General features: G+C 55.5%; 20 protein-coding genes and 3 pseudogenes. 3 read left to right on the plus strand and 20 right to left on the minus strand.

The genetic code is table 11. The features are described from left to right. Positions 1 to 61 precede the first annotated feature (61 nt). Entirely contained in the window at positions 62 to 2,161 is a 2,100-nt protein-coding gene (gene fusA / locus N037_RS20860; RefSeq protein WP_032643227.1) for an elongation factor G, read from the minus strand. A gap of 160 nt (positions 2,162 to 2,321) precedes the next feature. On the opposite strand from fusA, the gene N037_RS20865 reads away from it, so the two are divergent. Next, positions 2,322 to 2,621, plus strand: coding sequence for an ArsR/SmtB family transcription factor (locus N037_RS20865; RefSeq protein WP_023335843.1), 300 nt, complete (start codon positions 2,322 to 2,324; stop codon positions 2,619 to 2,621). On the opposite strand, the gene N037_RS20870 is transcribed toward N037_RS20865, so the two are convergent. After that, on the minus strand, positions 2,614 to 3,255 hold the full coding sequence (locus tag N037_RS20870) for a helix-turn-helix domain-containing protein (protein ID WP_032643229.1): 642 nt from the start codon (positions 3,253 to 3,255) through the stop codon (positions 2,614 to 2,616). The two genes, N037_RS20865 and N037_RS20870, sit on opposite strands and share 8 nt — an antisense overlap. Positions 3,256 to 3,376: 121 nt before the next feature. Next, the gene (locus N037_RS20875; protein ID WP_032643231.1) at positions 3,377 to 4,708 is read right to left on the minus strand and encodes a 2-hydroxycarboxylate transporter family protein; all 1,332 of its coding nucleotides are present in this window, start codon (positions 4,706 to 4,708) and stop codon (positions 3,377 to 3,379) included. A 411-nt stretch (positions 4,709 to 5,119) separates the two neighbouring features. Between N037_RS20875 and N037_RS20880 the strand changes: the two genes are divergently transcribed. Beyond that, positions 5,120 to 6,805, plus strand: a complete 1,686-nt coding sequence (locus N037_RS20880; protein WP_032643233.1) for an NAD-dependent malic enzyme — start codon at positions 5,120 to 5,122, stop codon at positions 6,803 to 6,805. Between the two features lie 44 nt (positions 6,806 to 6,849). On the opposite strand, the gene N037_RS20885 is transcribed toward N037_RS20880, so the two are convergent. From N037_RS20885 to N037_RS20955, 16 genes and pseudogenes are all read right to left on the minus strand, one after another. Beyond that, on the minus strand, positions 6,850 to 7,851 hold the full coding sequence (locus N037_RS20885) for a Kdo(2)-lipid IV(A) acyltransferase (RefSeq protein ID WP_032643235.1): 1,002 nt from the start codon (positions 7,849 to 7,851) through the stop codon (positions 6,850 to 6,852). 191 nt (positions 7,852 to 8,042) lie between these two features. After that, positions 8,043 to 8,273 (minus strand): tautomerase PptA, encoded by a 231-nt coding sequence (gene pptA / locus N037_RS20890; RefSeq protein ID WP_023335848.1) that lies wholly within the window; start codon positions 8,271 to 8,273, stop codon positions 8,043 to 8,045. Positions 8,274 to 8,310: 37 nt separating this feature from the next. Further along, complete coding sequence (locus N037_RS20895; RefSeq protein ID WP_032643236.1) at positions 8,311 to 8,928, minus strand: glutathione S-transferase family protein; 618 nt, start codon at positions 8,926 to 8,928, stop codon at positions 8,311 to 8,313. A 41-nt stretch (positions 8,929 to 8,969) separates the two neighbouring features. Next, positions 8,970 to 9,035 (minus strand): annotated as a pseudogene (locus tag N037_RS25455) (hypothetical protein); the annotation flags it as partial. A gap of 159 nt (positions 9,036 to 9,194) precedes the next feature. Next, on the minus strand, positions 9,195 to 9,590 hold the full coding sequence (locus tag N037_RS24410) for a hypothetical protein (protein WP_072164031.1): 396 nt from the start codon (positions 9,588 to 9,590) through the stop codon (positions 9,195 to 9,197). Positions 9,591 to 9,592: 2 nt separating this feature from the next. Beyond that, positions 9,593 to 10,771: a hypothetical protein gene (locus N037_RS20900; protein WP_032643238.1), complete on the minus strand. Its 1,179-nt coding sequence runs from the start codon at positions 10,769 to 10,771 to the stop codon at positions 9,593 to 9,595. 2 nt (positions 10,772 to 10,773) lie between these two features. Next, positions 10,774 to 11,295, minus strand: a complete 522-nt coding sequence (locus N037_RS24415; RefSeq protein WP_072164032.1) for a PAAR domain-containing protein — start codon at positions 11,293 to 11,295, stop codon at positions 10,774 to 10,776. 58 nt (positions 11,296 to 11,353) lie between these two features. Then, positions 11,354 to 11,578 (minus strand): annotated as a pseudogene (locus N037_RS20910) (recombinase family protein); the annotation flags it as partial. 75 nt (positions 11,579 to 11,653) lie between these two features. Then, on the minus strand, positions 11,654 to 12,541 hold the full coding sequence (locus N037_RS20915; protein ID WP_032643240.1) for an ABC transporter substrate-binding protein: 888 nt from the start codon (positions 12,539 to 12,541) through the stop codon (positions 11,654 to 11,656). Between the two features lie 9 nt (positions 12,542 to 12,550). Next, positions 12,551 to 13,324 carry an amino acid ABC transporter ATP-binding protein gene (locus tag N037_RS20920; RefSeq protein WP_023335851.1) on the minus strand — a complete coding sequence of 258 codons (774 nt, stop codon included), beginning with the start codon at positions 13,322 to 13,324 and terminating at the stop codon, positions 12,551 to 12,553. Further along, complete coding sequence (locus N037_RS20925; RefSeq protein ID WP_032643242.1) at positions 13,308 to 14,234, minus strand: amino acid ABC transporter permease; 927 nt, start codon at positions 14,232 to 14,234, stop codon at positions 13,308 to 13,310. Before N037_RS20925 ends, N037_RS20920 begins: the two co-directional genes overlap by 17 nt. A gap of 9 nt (positions 14,235 to 14,243) precedes the next feature. Next, entirely contained in the window at positions 14,244 to 14,753 is a 510-nt protein-coding gene (locus N037_RS20930) for a GNAT family N-acetyltransferase (RefSeq protein WP_008501765.1), read from the minus strand. Between the two features lie 9 nt (positions 14,754 to 14,762). Then, a pseudogene (locus tag N037_RS25300) lies at positions 14,763 to 17,026 on the minus strand (NtaA/DmoA family FMN-dependent monooxygenase). A gap of 16 nt (positions 17,027 to 17,042) precedes the next feature. After that, on the minus strand, positions 17,043 to 18,164 hold the full coding sequence (locus tag N037_RS20945) for a M20 peptidase aminoacylase family protein (protein ID WP_032643248.1): 1,122 nt from the start codon (positions 18,162 to 18,164) through the stop codon (positions 17,043 to 17,045). Further along, positions 18,161 to 19,162: an LLM class flavin-dependent oxidoreductase gene (locus tag N037_RS20950; protein WP_032643249.1), complete on the minus strand. Its 1,002-nt coding sequence runs from the start codon at positions 19,160 to 19,162 to the stop codon at positions 18,161 to 18,163. Before N037_RS20950 ends, N037_RS20945 begins: the two co-directional genes overlap by 4 nt. A 110-nt stretch (positions 19,163 to 19,272) precedes the next feature. Next, on the minus strand, positions 19,273 to 19,812 hold the full coding sequence (locus tag N037_RS20955) for an AAA family ATPase (protein ID WP_032643251.1): 540 nt from the start codon (positions 19,810 to 19,812) through the stop codon (positions 19,273 to 19,275). A 346-nt stretch (positions 19,813 to 20,158) separates the two neighbouring features. Between N037_RS20955 and N037_RS20960 the strand changes: the two genes are divergently transcribed. Next, a complete protein-coding gene (locus N037_RS20960; RefSeq protein WP_032643253.1) occupies positions 20,159 to 21,694 on the plus strand; it encodes a methyl-accepting chemotaxis protein in 1,536 nt (511 codons plus the stop codon). Here the strand turns inward: N037_RS20960 and N037_RS20965 are convergent. Next, positions 21,691 to 22,089 carry a (R)-mandelonitrile lyase gene (locus N037_RS20965; protein ID WP_032643255.1) on the minus strand — a complete coding sequence of 133 codons (399 nt, stop codon included), beginning with the start codon at positions 22,087 to 22,089 and terminating at the stop codon, positions 21,691 to 21,693. The genes N037_RS20960 and N037_RS20965 overlap by 4 nt on opposite strands. Positions 22,090 to 22,147 lie beyond the last annotated feature (58 nt).

Below are 22,147 nucleotides of genomic sequence, written 5' to 3' on the forward strand. Positions count from 1 at the left end.
CCCTCTGTTGCAGAAGAAAAAGCACACGGTAGCCCAGCGGCTACCGTGTGCAATTCATTCACTACTTCGCACGTCGTGAAATAATCTCATCCGCAACATTCCGCGGTGCTTCCGCAAAATGATGGAACTCCATCGTATACGTCGCGCGCCCCTGGGACATCGAGCGCAATGTCGTGGCGTAACCAAACATCTCTGCCAGCGGCACGTCAGCACGAATAATCTGGCTTCCGTACTGCTCTGCCATCCCCTGCACCATGCCGCGGCGGGAAGAGAGATCGCCCATAATGTTACCGGCGTACTCTTCCGGTGTTTCCACCTCCACGTGCATGATCGGCTCGAGAATCACCGGATCCGCCCTGCGGGCGCCCTCTTTGAAGCCGAGGATCGCCGCCATGCGGAACGCCATCTCCGAGGAGTCAACGTCGTGATACGAGCCAAACGTCAGCGTCGCCTTGACATCGACTACCGGATAACCCGCCAGCACGCCGCTGTTTATCGCTTCCCGCAGCCCTTTCTCAACGGACGGGATATACTCGCGCGGTACCACGCCGCCCTTGGTGGCATCTTCAAATTTAAAGCCACTACCTGGCTCCAGCGGCTCCAGGCTCAGCACCACATGGCCGTACTGCCCTTTACCGCCGGACTGGCGAACAAATTTACCTTCGATATCCTTCACCGTTTTACGCAGGGTTTCACGGTAGGTTACCTGCGGACGACCAATGTTCGCCTCGACGCCAAACTCACGCTTCATGCGGTCGACGATGATCTCAAGATGTAGCTCACCCATCCCGGAGATGATGGTCTGGCCGGACTCTTCGTCAGTATGCAGGCGGAAAGACGGATCTTCCGCCGCCAGACGCTGCAGCGCGATCCCCATTTTCTCCTGATCGCCTTTGGTTTTCGGCTCGATCGCCAGCGAGATAACGGGGTCCGGGAACTCCATGCGTTCAAGCGTGATCACCGCGTTCGGATCGGTGAGCGTGTCGCCGGTGGTCACATCTTTCAGCCCAACGCAGGCCGCGATATCCCCGGCGCGCAGTTCGTCCACCTCGTGGCGATCGTTGGCATGCATTAGCACGATACGCCCGATACGCTCTTTCTTCCCTTTCACCGGGTTGTACACCGCGTCGCCTTTGCGCAGCACGCCAGAGTACACGCGGATAAAGGTCAGTTGCCCGACGTACGGGTCGCTCATCAGCTTGAACGCCAGGGCGGAGAACGGCTCATCATCGCTTGGATGACGCTCCGCGTGCTGCCCTTTTTCATCCACACCATCAATGGCCGGCACGTCCAGCGGCGACGGCATGAGCTCAATCACCGCGTCGAGCATGCGCTGCACGCCTTTATTCTTGAACGCGCTGCCGCACAGCATCGGCTGAATTTCACCCGAGATGGTGCGAATACGCAGCCCTTTGATAATTTCCGCTTCCGTCAGGTCGCCCGTTTCCAGGTACTTATCCATCAGATCGTCGCTGGCTTCCGCCGCCGCAGAGACCATTTTTTCCCGCCATTCACGGGCGGTACTGACTAAATCATCCGGGACGGGCGCATAGGTGAACACCATGCCCTGCGTCGCGTCGTCCCACAGAATGGTGCGCATCTTGATGAGGTCCACCACGCCGGTGAAATGGTCTTCGGCACCCACCGGAATGACAATCGGCACCGGATTGGCCTTCAGGCGTTCCTGCATCATGCGTACGACGCGGAAGAAATCGGCACCCGGACGGTCCATTTTGTTGACGAAGGCCAGTCTCGGAACGTGATATTTATTGGCCTGACGCCAGACCGTTTCCGACTGCGGCTGCACGCCGCCCACGGAGTCATACACCATTACGGCACCGTCGAGTACGCGCATGGAACGTTCCACTTCAATGGTGAAATCCACGTGCCCCGGGGTGTCGATGATGTTGATCCGGTGCGGCTCATATCCCCTGTCCATGCCCGGCCAGAAGCAGCTGACCGCCGCGGAGGTAATCGTGATCCCGCGCTCTTGCTCCTGCGCCATCCAGTCAGTGGTTGCCGCGCCATCGTGTACTTCACCCAGCTTGTGGCTCATCCCGGTATAAAACAGGATGCGCTCGGTGGTGGTGGTTTTACCGGCATCGATATGCGCGGAGATACCGATGTTGCGATAACGTTCGAGAGGGATGGGTCGGGGCATGATATTTCCTTAGTCACTATGACTTGTTTGTGACGACCAGGATGGTCGTGCATTCGTTCGTTTGCTATAATAGTCCTATTGTACGAGTATTATCGAACTATTTTTTAACGGTTGACCTATTGTTGATATAGCTCAATCTGACGCCAAACGCAGGAAAACGATGATCCCCAACCACCCTGAAACTGAACAAATACTGCTGGAAAATGTGCTGTTTGCCCTCGGCAACCCGCTCCGACTGTCGATCATTCGCCGGCTGGCCGATGGCAGCGAACTCAGCTGTAACGCGCTGCGCCCGGAAGACGTGGTGAAGTCCACGATGACCCACCACTGGCGCGTACTGCGCGACAGCGGCGTGATCTGGCAGCGCCCGCAGGGACGCGAAAACATGATTTCATTGCGAAGAGAAGATCTGGATGCCCGCTTTCCAGGGCTGATGAAGATACTGCTGCAGGTTAAATAATTTCAGTCTCTTCCAGATGATAGACCGGGATCCGCCGGGTTGTTTTGGTGAGTGTATCAAACACCTCGGCGTCGGACGTCACGATCCTCATCCCTGTCTTGCGTAACCTCTGTACATCCGCCGCGATGCGCTGAATGCCAAACCAGAAAAGCCCGTCGAGTGCCGTTACCGTTAACCCATTTTCCAGCGCCAGCTTAAGGCGTTCGCGAGGTGCTTTAACCTGCTGGGCAATTTGCCGGTAAGGCAATTCATTACATCCTGTCGCATCACTGCGCTGGATCCGCGTTTTCAGCTGATAGGTAAACTCGTCAGGTATTCCGTCGAGATCCCTTTTAAGGCTATAGACGCAGCCAAAGCGCTTGCCGTTAAACAGAACATTTTTCTGACTGAGCTGAAGCTCTTTTCTGACGGCGTCTATCAGCTGGGGCGCACGGGTAAGAAGCAGCCTGAAGGGCAGCTCGAAGCTGGTGACGTAATCCACATTAAGCAACGCGAGGCGCAGCCGCTCCTCTGCACCGGACTTTTGCTCGCGACACTCCTCCATCACCTCTGCCCACTGGCGCGTCAGACGCTCCGGCTCGGCGGCTTCGGTAAGGAGATATTTTTCAATCTGATAATCAACTCTTGCGGTCATCGTGTGGTATCCCGTCGCTGTGGATGCGGTAATTCTATACAGTACGGTGAGTTTTATAAAGGACTGAACCGCAGCGACATCCTGAAAATGTCGTTGCGATTCAGTATCCTGACGTTTCGGATCAGTGCGCCATAATCCAGCCCATCAGCAGCGTGGCGAAAATCACCGTCGACGCGCCGCCGATGCGGGTGGCGATCTGCGCGAACGGCATGAGCGACATCCGGTTAGACGCGGACAAAATGGCCACGTCCCCCGTCCCGCCCAGCCCGCTGTGGCAGCAGGTCACAATGGCCGCTTCCACAGGATACATATTCAGACGCGACGCGATAACGTAGCCGCTAAGCGCCATCGCAATCACGACCGAACCGCATACCACCACGTATCCCACGGAGAAAACCGACACCACGCTCTCAAGCGGCACGTATAACATCCCGAGGCCGATCATCAGCGGCCAGACCAGCGCAGCCGAGACGAATTTATAGCAGCTGTGCGCGCCCTGCTCCATTGAGGCTGGGATCACCCTGAAGTATTTACACAGGACGGCAATCAGGATCATCAGCACCGGGCCGGGAATGTGGACCAGTTTCTCAAACAATCCGCCGACGATGAAAAACGCGCACACCATCAGCAATCCGCCCCCCATCAGATGAAAATCCGTCTGCTGAGCGCTTTGTGCCCCGGCAAACAGGCTGGCGTCGTCTTTACTCCGCGTGAGCATGCCGTTTCCCGAAAGCGCAGGACGTTTCGCGCCGAGACGCGCCAGCGAGCCCGCACAAATAATGGCGAAGATATTCCCGACGACCGCAGCGGGTGCCAGCTGCGCAACGTAGACGTCCGGCGTCTGCCCCAGTATTGCCGAATAGGCCAGGGACAGCGGCAAAATCCCCTCGCCAATTCCGCCGCCGATGATGGGCACAATGATGAAGAAGAAGGTGTGGTAAGGCGTATAACCAAACAGTGAGCCCACCATGAGGCCGCTCAGCACGGCCATGCATGTCCCCGCCGCCAGCGGAACAAACATGCGCATCATCCCCTGGATCAGCAGCACCCTGTTCATTCCCAGAATGCTGCCGACCACCAGGCAGGCGATGACGAAATAGAGCAGATTCGCCTCTTTCATCAGCAGGTGCACGGTATCAAGGGTTTGTTTCCCGAATACGCCAAAATAGACCAGCACCGAGGGCACCATCAGGCACAGGATCGCCGGGCCGCCGATATCCTTCAGCACCGGGATTTGACGCCCCACTTTGGCAAACGCGAAGCCGAGGGTCATGATGACCGCGAGACCACCTATCATATTTTTCGGCAGCAGCCCTGCCCAGGCGGACGTCGCCACGATCGCGGCAATCCCGACGAACAGCATCAACGGGACCGTGCCCACCTCGGTATTGTTGAGCCCAAAGGCAAAACGCGAGGTAGACAGCTCAGAAGTCGGTACAGGATTATCTTTCATATAATCACCTGAAAATTGTGTTCGGATATACAGAGAAAGGAATAACTGAAATTATTCCTGATACGAAAAAATGTTCTTAAATATAAATAATGAATTATGCGGCCTTTTCTAAAAACAGGCTCAGGGTGAAATTAGCATGTGCTCCCGCAGAGAAATGTGAACGCAACAACTCTTTCCTTTTAAATAATTTAATTCATCATTATGTAACTAAAGTTATTCATGGCGATCGGTGCATTCCTTTTTGAAATTAATAAAACCAGAAAGAATGTGAACTTTATCACTCCTGCTCCGTTAGCTAAGCGCTAAATTACCCCCCAATCAAACGCACAATAAACCGTGTCTTTACACCCAGTAAAGCCACTGTTTTTACTCGCCTTTTATCTGTATTGCTTAAATATTCAGGAGTTAACCATGTCCCGGAAAGAAGTTCTGTACACCCCCTATAACGGGGCCGTATTGCTGGAAAATCCGCTGCTAAATAAAGGGCTCGCATTTATTAAAGAAGAGCGTGACAATTTTAATCTACATGGGTTATTGCCGCACAACGTTGAAACCATTGAAGAACAAACCGAGCGCGCCTGGGTGCAGTTCTGCCATTTTAAAAGCGATATTTCGCGTCATGTTTATCTGCGAAATATTCAGGACACCAATGAAACACTCTTTTATAATCTCCTGCGTTCGCATCTGAAAGAGACGTTACCGATTATCTATACCCCGACGGTCGGTGAAGCCTGCGAGCATTTCTCCACGATTTATCGACGCGCGCGCGGCCTGTTTATTTCATGGCCTAACCGCCATCGTATTGACGAGATGCTGCAAAGTTTTTCGCGCAACGACGTTCGCGTGATTGTGGTGACGGACGGGGAACGTATTTTAGGGCTTGGCGATCAGGGTATCGGCGGAATGGGCATCCCCATTGGCAAGCTGTCGCTTTATACCGCCTGCGGCGGGATCCATCCGGTCTCTACCCTGCCGATTATGCTGGATGTCGGCACCAATAATCAGCAACACCTCGACGACCCAATGTACATGGGCTGGCGTCATCCGCGCATCAGCGACGACCAGTACGCTGAGTTTATGGATATGTTTGTCAGCACCGTTAAAGTGCGCTGGCCCAACGTCCTTCTGCAGTTTGAAGACTTCGCGCAGAAAAATGCCACCCGACTTCTCCAGCGCTACCGCGACCAGCTGTGCTGCTTCAATGATGATATCCAGGGCACGGCCGCCGTCACCGCCGGTACGCTGATGGCGGCGGCGCATGCGGCGGGCACGCGCATTCGCGACCAGCGCGTGGTCTTCCTGGGCAGCGGCTCTGCCGGATGCGGGATAGCTGAAAAAATTGTGGCGCTGATGGTGGATGACGGCCTGACCGAGTCCGAAGCGCGCAGCCGGATCTTTATGGTCGATCGCTTCGGCCTGCTGACCGACGACATGACTAACCTGCTCGATTTCCAGAAAAATCTACTTACCGCGCGCGACGCCGTTAGCCGCTGGCAGGTAGAGGCGAAGAATATTTCCCTGCTTGACGTGGTGAAGAACGCGCATCCTACGGTGATGATCGGCGTGTCAGGCCAGCCGGGGCTGTTCAGCGAAGAGATTGTCAAAGAGATGCATCGCCACTGTCCGCGCCCCATCATCATGCCGCTTTCGAACCCAACCTCGCGGGCGGAAGCCCAGCCGCAGGATCTTATCGCCTGGACCCAGGGAGCCGCGCTGGTGGCCACCGGCAGCCCGTTCGCCCCGGTATTCTGGGAGAATGAACACTACGAGATCGCCCAGTGCAACAACGCCTATATTTTCCCGGGCCTGGGGCTGGGTGTACTGGCCTGTAACGCGCGCCGGGTGACGGAAGAGATGCTGATGGCAGCAAGCCGCAGCCTGGCCGCGCAGTCTCCACTGGTCACTACGGAAAAAGGTGGATTGCTGCCGCCGGTAGATGAGATTGAAACGGTGTCACGCCAGATTGCCGTTGCCGTCGCCCGGGCCGCGATTGCACAGGGCATGGCTCCGGCGATAGATGATGAGACGTTGATGGCGCGTATCGAGAAGACCTGGTGGCAGGCGGACTATGCGCCGTACCGCCGGTCTGCGCTATAGCGCCAGTCATGCCCTCACCCCAGGGTGAGGGCATCGCTGAGGTTTTAGTGCTGTACGCCTGAACGGTCAGAAAAATCGCTAGCGGAGAGAATATCACCCCGTGTTGCCGTCTGTTTCAGGCGGGTATACCGATCGGGTACACCTTCAGGACGCGTTTTGAAGCGACGGTGCAGCCACATATATTGCTCAGGCGCCATCCGTACCGCTTGCTCAATCGCCCTGTTCATCTGCGTCGCAACAGATTCTTTATCTCCCCCCTGCAACGCCTCGCTGATATCCTCCAGAATGATCAGTTCGTAACCGGTGCCGTCCGCCCTGCGGCGCGGCACAAAGGGAACGATGGCAGGCTTAGCGCTTTTGACCAGCATATAGCTCCCCGCGGTCGTGGCGGCATCCGGCACCGCAAAAAATGGCACAAAGACGCTATTGGTTTTGCCATAGTCATGGTCCGGGGCGTACCACAAAATTTCATTCTGCTTCAGCGAGCGAATCATGCCCTTTAAATCATGGCGATCGAGCATGGTTTTATTTGAGCGCAGGCGTCCACGCGTCTGGAGCCAGTCCAGCAGCGCATTATTGTTGGGACGATACACCCCAATACCGGGGTTAAGCATGCCAAATATCCGCGCGCCTAGCTCAAGCGTCAGAAAATGCATCCCCACCAGCACCACGCCCTTTCCTTGCGCCCTGGCCTTTTCCATGTGCTCATAACCCGTCACGGTAAAGCATTTCCGCACCCGCCATGCAGGCCAGAACCATGCCATTCCGGTTTCGATCACCCCCATTCCTACCGATTCAAAATTACGCTGCAGCAACGTCTCGCGTTCATCCTTTTTCATCTCCGGAAAACAGAGCTCAAGGTTGCGGCGGGCAATCTCAACGCGGCGCGGAAGCAGGCGCATCGCCAGTCGACCAAGCCCATGACCGATTCTGAACAGAAGCGGATAAGGGAGCAGCATAATGAGCCACAGCGCGGCAATGCCGGTCCAGCTTAGCCAGTAACGGGGATGAAGAAAGGCGAGTGAAAAACGGGGTAATTTTGTCATGAGAAAATTATCCTTTAACGTGTCTGTCCTTAACTGATTCTGTTGGAGATCTTTCCTAAGGATTGATGAGCTGTCAGTCAGAAACGTTAAGTGTAGCGGATAAGACAAAACGCATTTTTATCGTTTTTTGCGAAAAGCGGGAAGACGTGACGGGAAAAACCGGGAAGGAGCGCTCCCCCCGGCAATTGCGCTTACATTGAATAGCCTGGCTTTTTGATTAACTCGTCCAGCTTTGGTCCTATTTCGGTGTCCCAGACCTGCGCTTTCCAGTCCTCCTGGTTCACCTGATTCAACGCAACGGACACCGAGCTGTCTTTGCTGTTGAAATGGCGAATAATGACCTCAGCAATATCCTCGGCCAGTGCGGTTTTTTGTTCGTCGTTCAAATCGCGGGGAAAACATTTGATATCTACGTGTGGCATATGCAGGCTTCCAGTTGTGAGTAAGAGCTCCACGTTATCAGATAATACCGTTGGCCTTTAACACCTTGTGCAGTTCCGGCAGCTGGCAGACGGTATCTGCGATGGCCGTCAGTTTCGGCGTATTGGCTGCAAACCAGTCATGGCGTGGCCCCCAGGTGCGCGCCACCGCGATATACACATCCAGCAGCGTCAGCCGTTCACCTAACGCAAACGGGGCGGCCTTGAGCTGAGTGTCGAACCACAAATAGAGGGATTTCCGGTATTCGATGCAGTTTTTCTGCAGCTGTTCCGGCGCATCCGGCGCCCAGCGTTCGGGATAGTCCGCATACGTAAATGTGGGATAGACGTTGGCCACAAACCAGATCAGCAGACGCTGAAACTGCTGGCGTTCGGCCTGTCCCACGGGCGGCGCGAGATCGGGGCATCGGTCGAGCACCATAAGGGCAATCGCCGCCGTTTCGGTCATGATGGCACCATTTTCCAGCGCCAGCGTGGGTACCTGACACAGCGGGTTGAGCTTTTGCAGCAGCTCACGCTGCGGGCCGGGCTGGTCAAACCCGTCCACGTTGATAAATTGATAAGGGATATCAGCCAGGGTTAGCATCACTTCACCGATTGCCGAGCCCCAGCCGGGTACGCCATAGAGTTTTATCATGTTGCCCCCTGCGGGATGAAAACCCTAAGTGTAGAGCACCATTAGTAGGTTATCCCAGGCGGGTTGACCTCCGACTGCGCCACCGCTTCCCCCTGCTCGCCCCAGCGCGGCCTGCGACGCGTACACCAGCTCATTGGGGTCAGTTTGGATATCGAAAATTATTGTACGTTAAGGCTGTTATTTAACCACTCAGATATGAGAAAACCGCTCTCTGTGCAGATTCTCGTATCTTGATGGGCGATGCTGAGAGCACCGCTCAAACGATCTTAAAAAGATCCTTCTGAATCTTTGATCTTAATAGTATATGTTTTATCAAATTCCCCACCTGTCGCTACATTAGTGCCAAACAATCCGCCTGATACTCGTACGGTGACGATCCCCGGCTTTACTGGCACTCCCTGAACCCTGATGCAATTGTGAGCTGGAGAATCATTACAATACCTTAAAGTTAATCCTGTATCGGGTGGAGTCATTTCACCTACGAATCTTTCTTTTCCACTAGAATCTAAAGATGATACAGCACCACCATTTATATTTATTTCACTGGCATACAGCGTTCCTACTATAGCATCGTTAAGTGAATTACCATCAGGAGTAACATCAGCATGTAAAGTACATGCTGATACTGAAAATGAAATAAAAATAACAGAAAATATCCTCATGGCTATTTTAATGGTTTGAAAACCACTCCCCCGAAGAATCTATTAATGAAAAATTGCAAATCTTTTTTCTGTTTAATCCAGTTGGTTGACTGCCCCCAGGAAAATAACTTCAAATTAACATACCCATTTTTATCCTGTGTTACAGAACCATCCCATACAATCCAGTGCGTAGGTAATGTCGTGTTGTTTGTACTACCTTCAAGCAGCCCATCATTTATTAATGTCACGACTTTATAGCCTTGCTCAACATACTTATTTAAATCTCTGATCGCCTGGACACCTGCCTGAGTGATTCCTACATTACTGAACACCTTTTCATAACCGGCCTTTTCAAACCATTCAGTCAGTGTTTGCCACATTGTGATACCAGCCACTGGCGAATCAAGAGTATCAAAGTTCAGTACAGTATTCTCTGAATCCCTTAGCCCAGCCAGTGTCATCCAGTCAAGCCCTAAGATTCTTGGCTGACCTCCACCTGTATAAAACATACCTGAAGGGTGTTTACACCCTTCGCCAGGGGAGATGGTCAGTGCACCTATTTTAGTCTTTCCATACCGCCATAGTTCCCTGGCAGCTTGTGCATATACATCAGGACGATCCATTTGAACACAATAAAAAAATGCAGCAGGTCCACATACACTTGCCCTATCCTGATAAGGGTAAGAATAATGATAAAATCTGTCGTTTATCTCAGAATCAATTTTGTTTTTTTCAAACGGATCCTGCGGTGTTCCGATAGGATATTCTTTTGCTATAAATGGACGTTTCGGGATGGTGATTTTAATCTGCTTTGTTTCGCCTCCCTGACTCTCAGGTTTCATTGTCCCTTTTGACTCAAAATAACAGGGGTTCTCCCGCTTCACCGAAGACCAGGCTCTGCCTGACGCAAATTCTTCCAGCGTGTACATTTTAGTGAACGGAACAGGTGTTACACAGTGAGTATGCAACATGGTTTTTCGGTAAAGCTTCATTTCCATAATATAAATTGTCGAGAGTGACTCATTTATATTTCCGGTCATGTAACTCTGTGTTTCATAATTTTCCAAAAACGGCTGCTGCTTCACATTCACCAGGGGGGATTTATTCCTGCTGGATTCCATGCGATAAATACACAGGTCATACAGCAAAGAATCAGCCGGTACATTAGAGTTAATACGGGTTCTGAGATGGTAAACAGCCATAATTAATCCATTAATATATGCAGGTTAATATTTTCAGCGGATTCAGCATAATGCCATCCGGTAACCCCGTGTTCATCGATAACACCAGCTTCAGAACGTCCGTCCGGGAACATCAGAGTGTAGCGGCAACCAGCCATTAGCTGGCCATCGTCACTGGCGCACTGAAAGCGTATACAGTTCCGCGCGCCGGAATCCTGTGCCTGCTGCACCGGGACAGGCGACTGACTGGTATTGCGGGAGGTCAGAGAGCCGGTGCCTGTGCTGGTAGACTGCGTGGCTGAACCGTACACATAGTGATCTGGGCAACGGCACAGCACTCTGTCACCTGTGGCCGCATACGCTTTGCCTTCTTCTGCCCAGTCCTGCGCGGAGGCCAGAATTTCAAAATACCCGTTGCATTTGCTGCATGATGCCTTGTCGCCGGTCCGGGCTATTGCTTTACTTCCTTCATACCAGGACGCAGTCGCTGAAATGATTTCTCCGTAACTCGTTTTATCACCCAAACAGGCCAGTGCTCTTGCCATCATTAATCCATCAATATATAAGGGGTTATACTCACCGGCATCATACAACAATCACAACTTAACCAAAATCTTCGGCTTCTGGTTGCCGGTACAATGCCTGAATGCGGCATATCTGGGAGGGGCTGTACCCTGTCGCATCTACCGTTTCACGGATGCTCAGTTTCTTGACCTGCATGTAGTACAGGACTTTCTGGTGCCGCTCCTGATCGGCCTGTTTTCCCCGGTATCTCCCCAGCGTATGTGCGCGTTCAATTCCCTGTTTTTGGCGCTGGCGGCTGTTCATACGGCCTGTTGATGTCAGTAAGTACAACAAACAACCTCAACGTACAATATTTTCCGTTTCCCAAACGGAGCACCATCAGTAGGTTATCCCAGGCGGGTTGACCTCCGACTGCGCCACCGCTTCCCCCTGCTCGCCCCAGCGCGCCAGCACCTTCTGGTAATCTCCCCGCTTAATCGCGCCGTCCAGCGCGGCCTGCAGCGCGTACACCAGCTCATTGCCTTTTTTGGTGGTGGTCGCGACATAGGCTTTTTTCGGCCCTAAACCGACAACGCGGGTTTTGCCGGTGAGCGCCGCTTTGTAGGCCGAGACCGACTGAGGGCCAAAGAACACGTCCGCCCTGCCGGACTGAATATAGAGATTGCCCGAGGCATCGTCGTGGAGATAGACCGGCAGCGCAGGCGTCCGCCCCGCCTTTTTGTTCTCTTCGTTCCAGCCCAGCAGAATGCGCTCCTGATTCGTACCGGAGCCGACAATCACCTTTTTCCCTGCCAGATCTTCCGCGCTTTTGATTGACTGGATCTCGCTGGTGGATTTCACCGAAAACGCCAGCGAATCGACGCGGTAGGTCGCAAAATCAAACTTCTCTTTACGCTGTTCGGTCACCGCAATATTTACCAGCGCCACGTCGTAGCGCCCGGAGGCGATCCCCAGAGGCCAGTCTTCCCACGCCGTCGGCACCAGCTTCAGCTTCAGTCCAAGGCTGCCCGCCAGCAGACGGGCGATATCCGGATCGCTGCCAATGCGCGTGCGGTTATCGCTGGCCAGCAGCGCCAGCGGCGGAGAATTCAGCGCCGAAACGGCGACCGTTAGCGTACCCGGCTCCACGAATGTGTAGTTTGCGGGGATCTTCGCTACGGCCTGCCGATCCACCGTCACCGGCAGCGGCTGTTCGTTGGCTTTCAAATCAATGCTGGCGTGGCTCACCGTCGTGAAGACCAGCCCCGCCAGAAGTCCATATTTCATTGGCGCTCCTTACAAGACTTTGGAGAGAAACTGGCGCGTTCGCGCATGTGACGGACGGTTTAATACCTCGTCACTGCTTCCCTGCTCGACGATTTTTCCGTCTACCATAAACACCACCTGATCCGCCACTTCCCGGGCAAAGCCGATCTCGTGAGTCACCACCACCAGCGTGGTGCCGGACCGGGCCAGCTTTTTGATCACGTCCAGCACTTCCCCTACCAGCTCCGGATCCAGCGCCGAGGTGGGCTCATCAAACAGCATCACGCGGGGACGCAGCGCCAGCGCGCGGGCAATGGCAATACGCTGCTGCTGACCGCCGGAAAGATGGCGTGACCAGGCATCGGCTTTATCACGCAGCCCGACCACGTCCAGCAGGCTGTACGCCCTTTCCACCGCCTCTTTTTTGCTGAGCTTTTTATGCGCGATGGGCGCCTCAATCAGGTTTTCCAGCACCGTGAGATGCGGAAAGAGATTGAAGTTCTGGAACACATAGCCCACGTTGACGCGCTGTTTGAGGATCTCCTTTTCCTTCAGCTCATAGAGCTTATCGCCCTGACGACGATAGCCGATGTAATCCCCGTCAATCTGGATAAAGCCTTCGTCGACGCGCTCCAGGTGATTAATAGTGCGCAGCAGCGTCGATTTACCGGAGCCGGAAGGCCCGAGGATCACCGTCACGGACCCGGGCGGGATCTCAAGCGAGACGTTGTCGAGCGCTTTATGGCGGCCAAAAAACTTGCTGACGCCGGTAATCGAAATATGTCCTTCAGGAGAGGCTTGCATGAATAGGCTCCTGTGTTGGTGCGGTGGTGACAGAACGGGTACGACGGGTGGCACGGTTCTGATTAACGGCAGAGCGGCGTTCGCTGCGGGCAAGCGCGCGCTCGACGCCATACTGGATAGCGGACAGGACGGTGGTGATCGCCAGGTACCAGGCGGCACCGACCATCAGCAGCGGGATCACCTCCTGCGTGCGGTTGTAGATCATCTGGATGGTATAGAACAGCTCCGGCATCGCCAGGACGTACACCATCGCCGTGCCCTTAGCGAGGCTGATGATTTCATTGAACCCCGACGGCAGAATGGTACGCAGCGCCTGAGGCAAAATGATGCGCACCGTTCGACGCCAGGCCGGGAGGCCGAGCGCGGCGGCGGCCTCGTACTGCCCGTGATCGACCCCGAGGAATCCCCCGCGAATGATCTCGGCAGTATAGGCGCTCTGCACCAGGGTTAGCCCCACCACGGCGGTAGAAAACTGCCCCAGCACGTTGATGGTTTCAAAGCTGCCCCAGGTGATGCCGGTGAACGGCACGCCGAGAGAGAGCGTGTCATAGAGATAGGAAAAGTTGTACAGAACGATCAGTACCACAATCAGCGGCAGTGACCGAAACAGCCAGATGTAGGCCCACGCCAGGCTGCTCAGAAGCCACGACGAGGACAGTCTCGCCAGCGCCAGCATGCCACCCAACACCACGCTCAGCGCGGTGCCAATCAGGGTCAGCAGCAGGGTCTGCCCTACGCCTTCCAGGATCACCGGATCAAAGAACCAGCGGGCGAACACCGCCCACTCCCAGCGCGGGTTAAAGGCCACGGACTGAATCACGACCGCCAGGACAAACAGCGCCACCGCGGCGCCGACGGTCCGCAGCGGATAACGCGCCGGGACCACCTTAATGGTTTCAACGTTGCTCATCGTCGTTCCTCATGCGGTTTTACTGAACGCTTCGCGTACCAGCGTTTTGGTGAAGCGCAGCCGACCGTCAAACGGCGGCTGGCTGTACTCTTCCGGATCCCGGTTCAGATCGAACTGCGGCTGATATCCCTGACTAAGATAGAGCCGTACCGCTTCCGGCTGGCGAAAGCCGGTTGTCAGGTAGATTTGGCTATAGCCTGCCAGCACCGCCCTGCGCTCCAGCTCCTGCACCACACGTCCGGCAAGCCCCTGCTGACGCAGGGTTTTGTCCGTCCAGATGCGTTTGATTTCCGCGGTGCGTTCGTCAAAAGGTTTGTACGCGCCGGTGGCGATAATCTTCCCGTCGCGTTCCAGCACGATAAACAGCCCCTGCGGCGCTAAATACCATTCGGTGAGTTCAACTTCCGCGTCTTTTGAGAAGTAGTCGCCATAGCGGGCGGCATATTCACCGAACAGCCCCTCAATGATGGGCTGAAGCTCGGCATCCTCCGGGGAAACGTCACGAAATCGTTCGCTCATGCAGCCTCCTTAATCGCCCAGGCCAGCCGGGTTCACTTCGGACTGAGGAATGCGCTCAACCCCTTCCCCCCAGCGGTTCAGCACTTTGTCGTAATCGCCGTTTTTGATCACGCCGTTCAGCGCGGTTTGCACCGGCTCAACCAGCCCGCTGCCTTTTTTCAGCGTCACGGCAATGTGCGCCGCCTTCGGCCAGCCGCCGTCGACGCTACCCACCAGTTTGGTTTTCCCGTTCAGCGCCGCTTTCCAGGCGCCAATCACGTTCGGACCAAAGTAGGCGTCCGCGCGTCCGGACTGCAGCGCCAGCGTTTGTGCCGCATCGTCTTTGGTGTAGATCGGGGTGAAGGGCTTCAGTCCCTTCTTCAGGTTTTCGGCATTCCATGCCAGCAGAATGGCCTCCTGGTTGGTGCCTGAGCCGACGATAATCCGCAGCCCTGCGATGTCTTCCGCCTTCTGCAGCGACCCGATCGGGCTGGTGGATTTCACGTAGAACCCGAGGGAATCTTTTCGGTAGGTGGCAAAGTCAAACTTCTCTTTACGCTCTTTGGTGACGGTAATGTTGCTGATGGCGGCATCATATTTCCCGGAGGCCACGCCCAGCGGCCAGTCTTCCCAGGAGGTCGGCACCACGTTCAGCTCCAGCCCCAGGCTGTCAGCGACCAGACGGGCGACGTCCACTTCACTCCCCAGCAGCGTTTTGTTGTCATCGGAAAACACCGTCAGCGGCGGTTGATTGAGGCCCGCCACCGCAACGGTAAATTTCCCCGGCACGGCGAAGCGATAATCTTTTGGCAGCTGTGCCACCGCATCGTTGTTTTTGGCGGTATTAACCGGCGTTTTATTGGCCTCGATGCTCACGCCGGTGCCGTTAATATTCACATTCTCTGCCCAGACGGCAGGGGTAAAGGCCAGCGCGAGCGCCAGAATAAGCGATGTTTTCTGCATAGCGGTGTTCTCTTTTATTGTTGTGTGAACTGGTTTTTAGGTTCGTCTAAACCCAGACTTTCGCGCAGCGTGGTGCCCGGATAGTCGGTGCGGAACAGGCCGCGGGCCTGCAGAACAGGCACCACCTGATCAACAAAGCGCGGGAAGGTGTCCGGCGTGCCGCCCTGAATGATGAAGCCGTCTGCGGCATAGCCTTCAAACCAGGCCTGCAGGCCGTCGGCCACCTCTTCCGGCGTACCGGAAAAGCGCGGGCGAGGCGAAGCGGCTTCAAGCGCCACCTGACGCAGGGTTAAGCTGCGCTCGCGGGCGTTACGCTTGATTTCATCGGTGGTGCTGCGGAAGCTGTTTTTGCCTAAGTCGCCGATATCCGGGAACGGCTCGTCGAGCGGATACTGGCTGAAATCGTGATGTTCGAAGTAGCGTCCGAGATAGTTGAGGGCATCGTTAATCGACACCAGCGCCGCCGTGGTTTGATACTGGTTTTCCACGTCATCGGCGTCTTTACCCACAATCACGCTGACGCCCTGGAAAATATGTAAATCTGACGCGCGGCGTCCGTTACTTTCCAGCTGCTGCTTCACGTCGCGGTAAAAGGCTTTTGCCTCGTCGAAGGTCTCGTGATGGGTAAAAATGGCATCTGCATGCTTCGCCGCCAGCTTTTTCCCGTCGTCAGACGCGCCGGCCTGAAAGACAATCGGTCGTCCCTGTGGCGTTCGACCAATATTCAGCGGCCCGGCGACCTGGAAGAAATCACCGTGGTGGTCCAGGGTATGCAATTTTGCCGAATCAAAGAATTGGCCGCTCTCTTTATTGCGCACAAAGGCGTCGCCCTCCCAGGAATCCCACAGCCCTTTCACCACGTCGAGATACTCATCGGCAATGCGATAGCGCAGCGCGTGTTCGGGGTGTTTTTCGCGGGAAAAGTTCTTTGCGGACCCTTCCAGCGGCGAAGTCACCACGTTCCAGCCCGCGCGTCCGTTGCTCAGGTGGTCGAGGCTGGCGAACTGGCGCGCCGTGGTGAAAGGCTCGCTGTAGGAGGTGGATAAGGTTCCCACCAGCCCCAGGCGCGAGGTGATGCTGGCGAGAGCGGATAACACCGTCAGCGGTTCAAAGCGGTTTAAAAAATGCGGGATCGATTTCTCGTTGATATAGAGACCGTCGGCAACGAATAGAAAATCGAGTTTGCCCTCCTCCGCCTTCAACGCAGTGGCTTTGACGAAATCAAAATTGATGCTGGCATCGGCGAGGGCCTCAGGGTGACGCCAGGCGGACATATTTCCGGATGCGCCATGCAAAATGGTCCCCAGCCGCAGTTGTCGGGTTGCAGACATATTCACCTCTTAAGAATTAAACGTGTTGCAGGGCTTTTTCCGCAAGCTGTGCAAAATAGCGGGCAGCGGGCTCAATTAAGGCTTCATCCGGGTTGAATGCCGGATGATGCAAACCATACGGGCTGTTGCTGCCGATGCTGACAAACGCCCCGGGAATGGACTGCAGGTAGACCGCGAAATCTTCCCCGCCCATATGCAGCTCAGCGTGCCGGGTTTCGTATCCGGCGTCCCGGGCAACCGAGGTGGCGAAATCGGCCCAGCGTTCGTCATTGACCAGCGCGGTGGGCCCGGCATACCAGGTGATATCAATCTGCGCGCTAAAGGCGCTGGCAAACCCGGCGGCGATTTCGCCCACGCGGGCCTTCACGTTCTGCTGCACTTCCGTGCGGTGGGTGCGCAGCGTGCCTTCCAGCTCGACGCTTTCCGGCAGCACGTTCCAGGTGTTACCGCCTGCAATGCGCGTCACGCTCAGCACCACCGAATCCAGCGTGTTGACGTTGCGGCTGGCGACGCTTTGCAGCGCCGTCACCAGCTGGCTCGCCAGCACAATGGCGTCGTTGCCTTCATGAGGTCGTGCGGCGTGCGCGCCCTTACCGGTAATGCGGATCACGAAGCGATCGACGTTGGCATAAAACGGCCCGCCGCGGGTCGCGAACTCACCCACCGGCAGGCCGGGCTCGTTATGCATGCCGAAGATGGCGCTAACGTCACGCAGGGCACCGGCCCGTACCATGCTCTTCGCACCGCCAAAGTTCTCTTCGGCAGGCTGAAACAGGATCCGCACCCGGCCGTTAAGCGACGCTTCCCGCTCTTTCAGCTTCAACGCGGCGCCGAGGATGACGCTGGTGTGGATATCGTGCCCGCAGGCATGCATTACGCCTGCACGCTGGGAGCTAAACGGCACGCCGCTGCGCTCTTCAATCGGCAGAGCATCAATGTCGGCCCGCAGCGCAATCAGTTTGTTGCCCGAGCCGATTTCCGCCACCAGCCCGGTAGTCAGGTCGTAAGGCTGCGGGGTAATCCCGGCATTCGTCAGCCACTGGCGCAGGCGCGTCGTGGTCTCCACTTCCTGGCCGGACAGCTCCGGGTTCTGGTGCAGTTCGCGACGCCAGGCAATCAGCTGTTCGCCAAAGCTCATACGGTGACCTCCTTGTTAAGACGCGCCTCGGCCAGCAGGCGCAGCGACGCAACGCGCGTTGCTCCCTCCGCTACCGGCGTGTCGATGATAAATTCGTCAATGCCCCACTTTTCATACAGGGCGTTAAGCTGTTCGACCACCGACTCAGCCGTACCCGCCAGCAGCGACTGCGCCCGACGTGCAATGCGTACCGGCTCGCTGCCCGCCTGACGCGCAAAGGCGTAGGCCTGCTCTTCGCTGGCGACGGTGACGCGCTGGCCGTTTGCCAGCTCGACGCCCCACACTTCGACCTTTTGCGCCAGGGCTTCTGCCTCGGCCTGCGTCGGCGCGACAATCGCCTGTACCGCTACTATCGCGTCCCGCGTGCTGTTCTCACGCCAGGTGGTAATCACCTCACGCAGCAGGTCCGGGTCACCGTTCAGGTGCGCGGCAAACACAAAGTGCCAGCCGAGCCCGGCGGCCAGCAGCGCGCTTTCGGTACTCGCGCCCAGCAGGAAACCCTCAGCAGGCAACGGTGGCAGAGGCGTGGCGCGGACGGCATCCTCGGTTGACGGATGTTCAGGACGGATCCAGCGGTCGAGCTGGGCCAGCTGTTCGGCGAAGCTGCCCTTTTCCTGTTGATTCAGGCCCTGCTGCAGCGCGCGGGTTGAGAGCGGTAATCCGCCGGGGGCTTTCCCGACGCCGAGATCCACACGGCCAGGCGCCAGCGCGGCCAGCACGTTGAAATTCTCGGCGACTTTATAAGGGCTGTAGTGCTGAAGCATTACGCCGCCGGACCCAACCCGAATGCGCGTGGTTTGCCCGAGGATCCAGGCAATCAGCAGCTCCGGCGAGGGGCTGGCAAGGTGGGGAGTATTGTGGTGTTCGGCAATCCAGAAGCGGTGATAGCCCAGATTTTCTGCCTGCTGCGCCAGCGCCAGGGTACGCGCCAGTGCATCGGCAGCCGTTTCGTTTTCAGCGATGGGGCTTTTATCCAGAATGCTGATTCGCCATGACATGTTGCGTTCTCGTTTGACTTAACATGTCGACATTATTAAAGGCGCATTTCACCACTGAGAAACAATTAATTTACATTTAGTTTGCCGGAAATCAGATATATAAAACCATGCTAAGAATAAGACTTTAAGTCGGCAATCAGCGTTTCCACCTGCCCGCGCCGGGTAATGCGGATGAAGCGAATATGCCCATACTGCGGGTTTTGCAGATCGGCTTCATAGCGCGTGCGGTTGTTACGCCAGGTTTTTATCGTCCAGATGAGGATGGACTCTCTGCTGAAAAACGCGCGCCGGAAACTCTCTTTGTTCCCGGTGCCGGGCCAGAGCTCGTGCTTATGCCAGGCCCGTTTGATGGCCCTGATGACGGCCTGCCAGAGGGTGCGGGCAAAGCCATAATCGACCCAGACCACAACGTCGACATTACGCCATTTCACCGGCCGCGTGCGGTTATAGTTGCCGTCAAGCACCCAGTCTGGCGACGCCTGTAGCGCCTGCTCCAGCTTTTCCTGAAACACATCGTCCGGCGTGCCCTGCCAGTCGGGTCGCCAGTAGAGTCTGTCCATCTCGATATAGGGAATAGCCAGTTCGGTCGCAATCTGCTTCGCCAGCGTGCTTTTTCCGCTCCCGCTGGTTCCGATGACGTTAATTTTCACCTCAGCCTCACTGTGTTATCGAAAACAGCCCAAATCATAGCGTTTTCATCCTGTTAACGAAACGCTATTTCAGCATGGCAATTTTTCCTGAGAGACGATCTCCCTCTTTCAGTTTGGCTTATGTCGTTTATTTGCAGCGACTCCAGAATACACCCCTGAAAATATTTTCATTTTTATTACATTCGCCAGCATTAACAGATTAAAAATAATGAACAACGGGTATTTCAGACGGTCAGAATTTCAGAGAGAATATGCAGCAGGCCGTTATATAAAAATAATCACATTAATCTTGCCGGAGCATTTTCCGGACGTTTTTTTATTCTTGCACATCATCATGGAGTTACTCATGAGGCGTAACAGTCCCGTTACACAAAACGAGTATTTACTTAACGATGGTTCGACGTTAATGTCGACCACCGATATAAAAAGTCATATTACCTATGCTAATTCCGCTTTTATTGAAGCCAGCGGATATAAAGAAGAACATCTTCTGGGTGAGCCGCATAATCTCATCCGTCATCCCGATATGCCTGCCGAAGCGTTTGGCGACATGTGGTTTACCCTGCAGCAAGGCGAGACCTGGACGGGGCTGGTGAAGAACCGTCGTCATAATGGCGATCACTACTGGGTGCGGGCTAACGTGACGCCGGTCTGGCAGGGAGGATCCCTGACGGGCTATATTTCCGTGCGAAATATCCCCGCGCGGGAAGAGATCGCGGCCAGTGAAAAACTGTATGCCAAAGTGCGTAATAACGAATTAAAACATTACCGCTTTTATAAAGGATTACTGGTTCGGCGCGGTTTATTTTCGTTTATGTCGCTTTTTAAAAGCCTCAGCACCAGCAAACGCATTCATCTTGGTATTGCGACGACGGCCTTACTCTCCTGCCTGGCGGTGTATTTATTCCCTGATAAACTGGTGCAGTCGGGGAGTCTGGTACTGCTGTTTACTTCCCTGGCTTATTATCTTCATGCGCAGATCGCCCGGCCGGTAAAATCCATTGTGCAGCAGATGCAGCGCATAGTTTCAGGACGTAAAACCGACTATTACCATTTTGACAGGATCGACGACATCGGGCTGATGATGCGCCTGGTGAATCAATCAGGCTTGAATCTGAATTCGCTGGTTGACGATGTCGGGGCGCAAATCAGCGGGATTGGCACCATCAGCCAGCAGGTCGCGAAAGAAGGTGCAGCGCTGCAGACGCGCTCAGAAGAGACCGCAGACTTTCTCCAGCAGACCGCGTCGGCGGTGGAGGAGATCGCCAGCGCGGTGGAGCAGACGGCAGAAACCGCGAAAGAAGCCACGGAGATGGCGGATCGCACCCGCGACAGCGCCCACTGCGGCGAAGCGATGATGAAAGAGACCATCGGCATGATGCAGTCCGTGTCGCAGGATAACAGCCAGATCGTCGATATTATCAGCGTTATCGATCGTATTGCCTTCCAGACCAATATTCTTGCGCTGAATGCTGCCGTGGAAGCGGCGCGCGCAGGTGAAGCCGGGCGCGGTTTTGCCGTGGTGGCGGCCGAGGTGCGCAACCTTGCGCAGCACTCCGCGACGGCGGCGAAAGAGATCAAAGCGCTGATTGAGAAAAACGTCGCCAGCGTCAACGCGGGCGTGGAAAAAGTGGAACAGACCGAAACGCAGCTGACGGTTATGATCGACAACGTGCTGCGGGTCTCCTCCCTGATTAAGGAGATCGGCCACGCCACGCAGGAGCAAACCCAGGTGCTGACGCTCATCAACGCATCCATCTCCCGTATCGGCGCAATGACACACAACAATACGGGGATGGTGGATAACGTCACTCACGCCGCGAATCACCTGACGCAGCGCACGACGCGCCTGCAGCAGGCGATTGCCGTTTTTGGCACTTAGCCGTTCGGGTACTGCTCGTCGGTGACTTTTTCCAGCCAGGTTACCGGGCTGCCGTTAACGGATTCGGCGATGGCAATATGCGTCATCGCCGTTTGCGCGCTTGCGCCGTGCCAGTGCTTTACGCCGGGTGGGATCCAGGCAATATCGCCCTGATTCAATATTTCCGCCGCTTTGCCCCACTCCTGTAACCAGCCGCGCCCCTGCGTCACAATCAGCGTTTGCCCAAGGGGATGCGTATGCCACGCGGTGCGCGCGCCCGGCTCAAAGGTTACGGTTGCCCCGCCGACGCTGGCAGGTTCGCTCGCCTGAAATGGCGCGTCAATGCGGACCGTGCCGGTGAACCAGGCTTCCGGTCCCTTTGCTGAAGGTAATGACCCGCTGCGGATAATTTTCATCTTATGCTCCTCTTTTACTGTTGCGTTAACAGTAGCGCAAAGCAATCCGGAGCATTAG

Source organism: Enterobacter sp. EGD-HP1, from assembly GCF_000733275.2.
Classification (GTDB): Bacteria; Pseudomonadota; Gammaproteobacteria; order Enterobacterales; family Enterobacteriaceae; genus Enterobacter.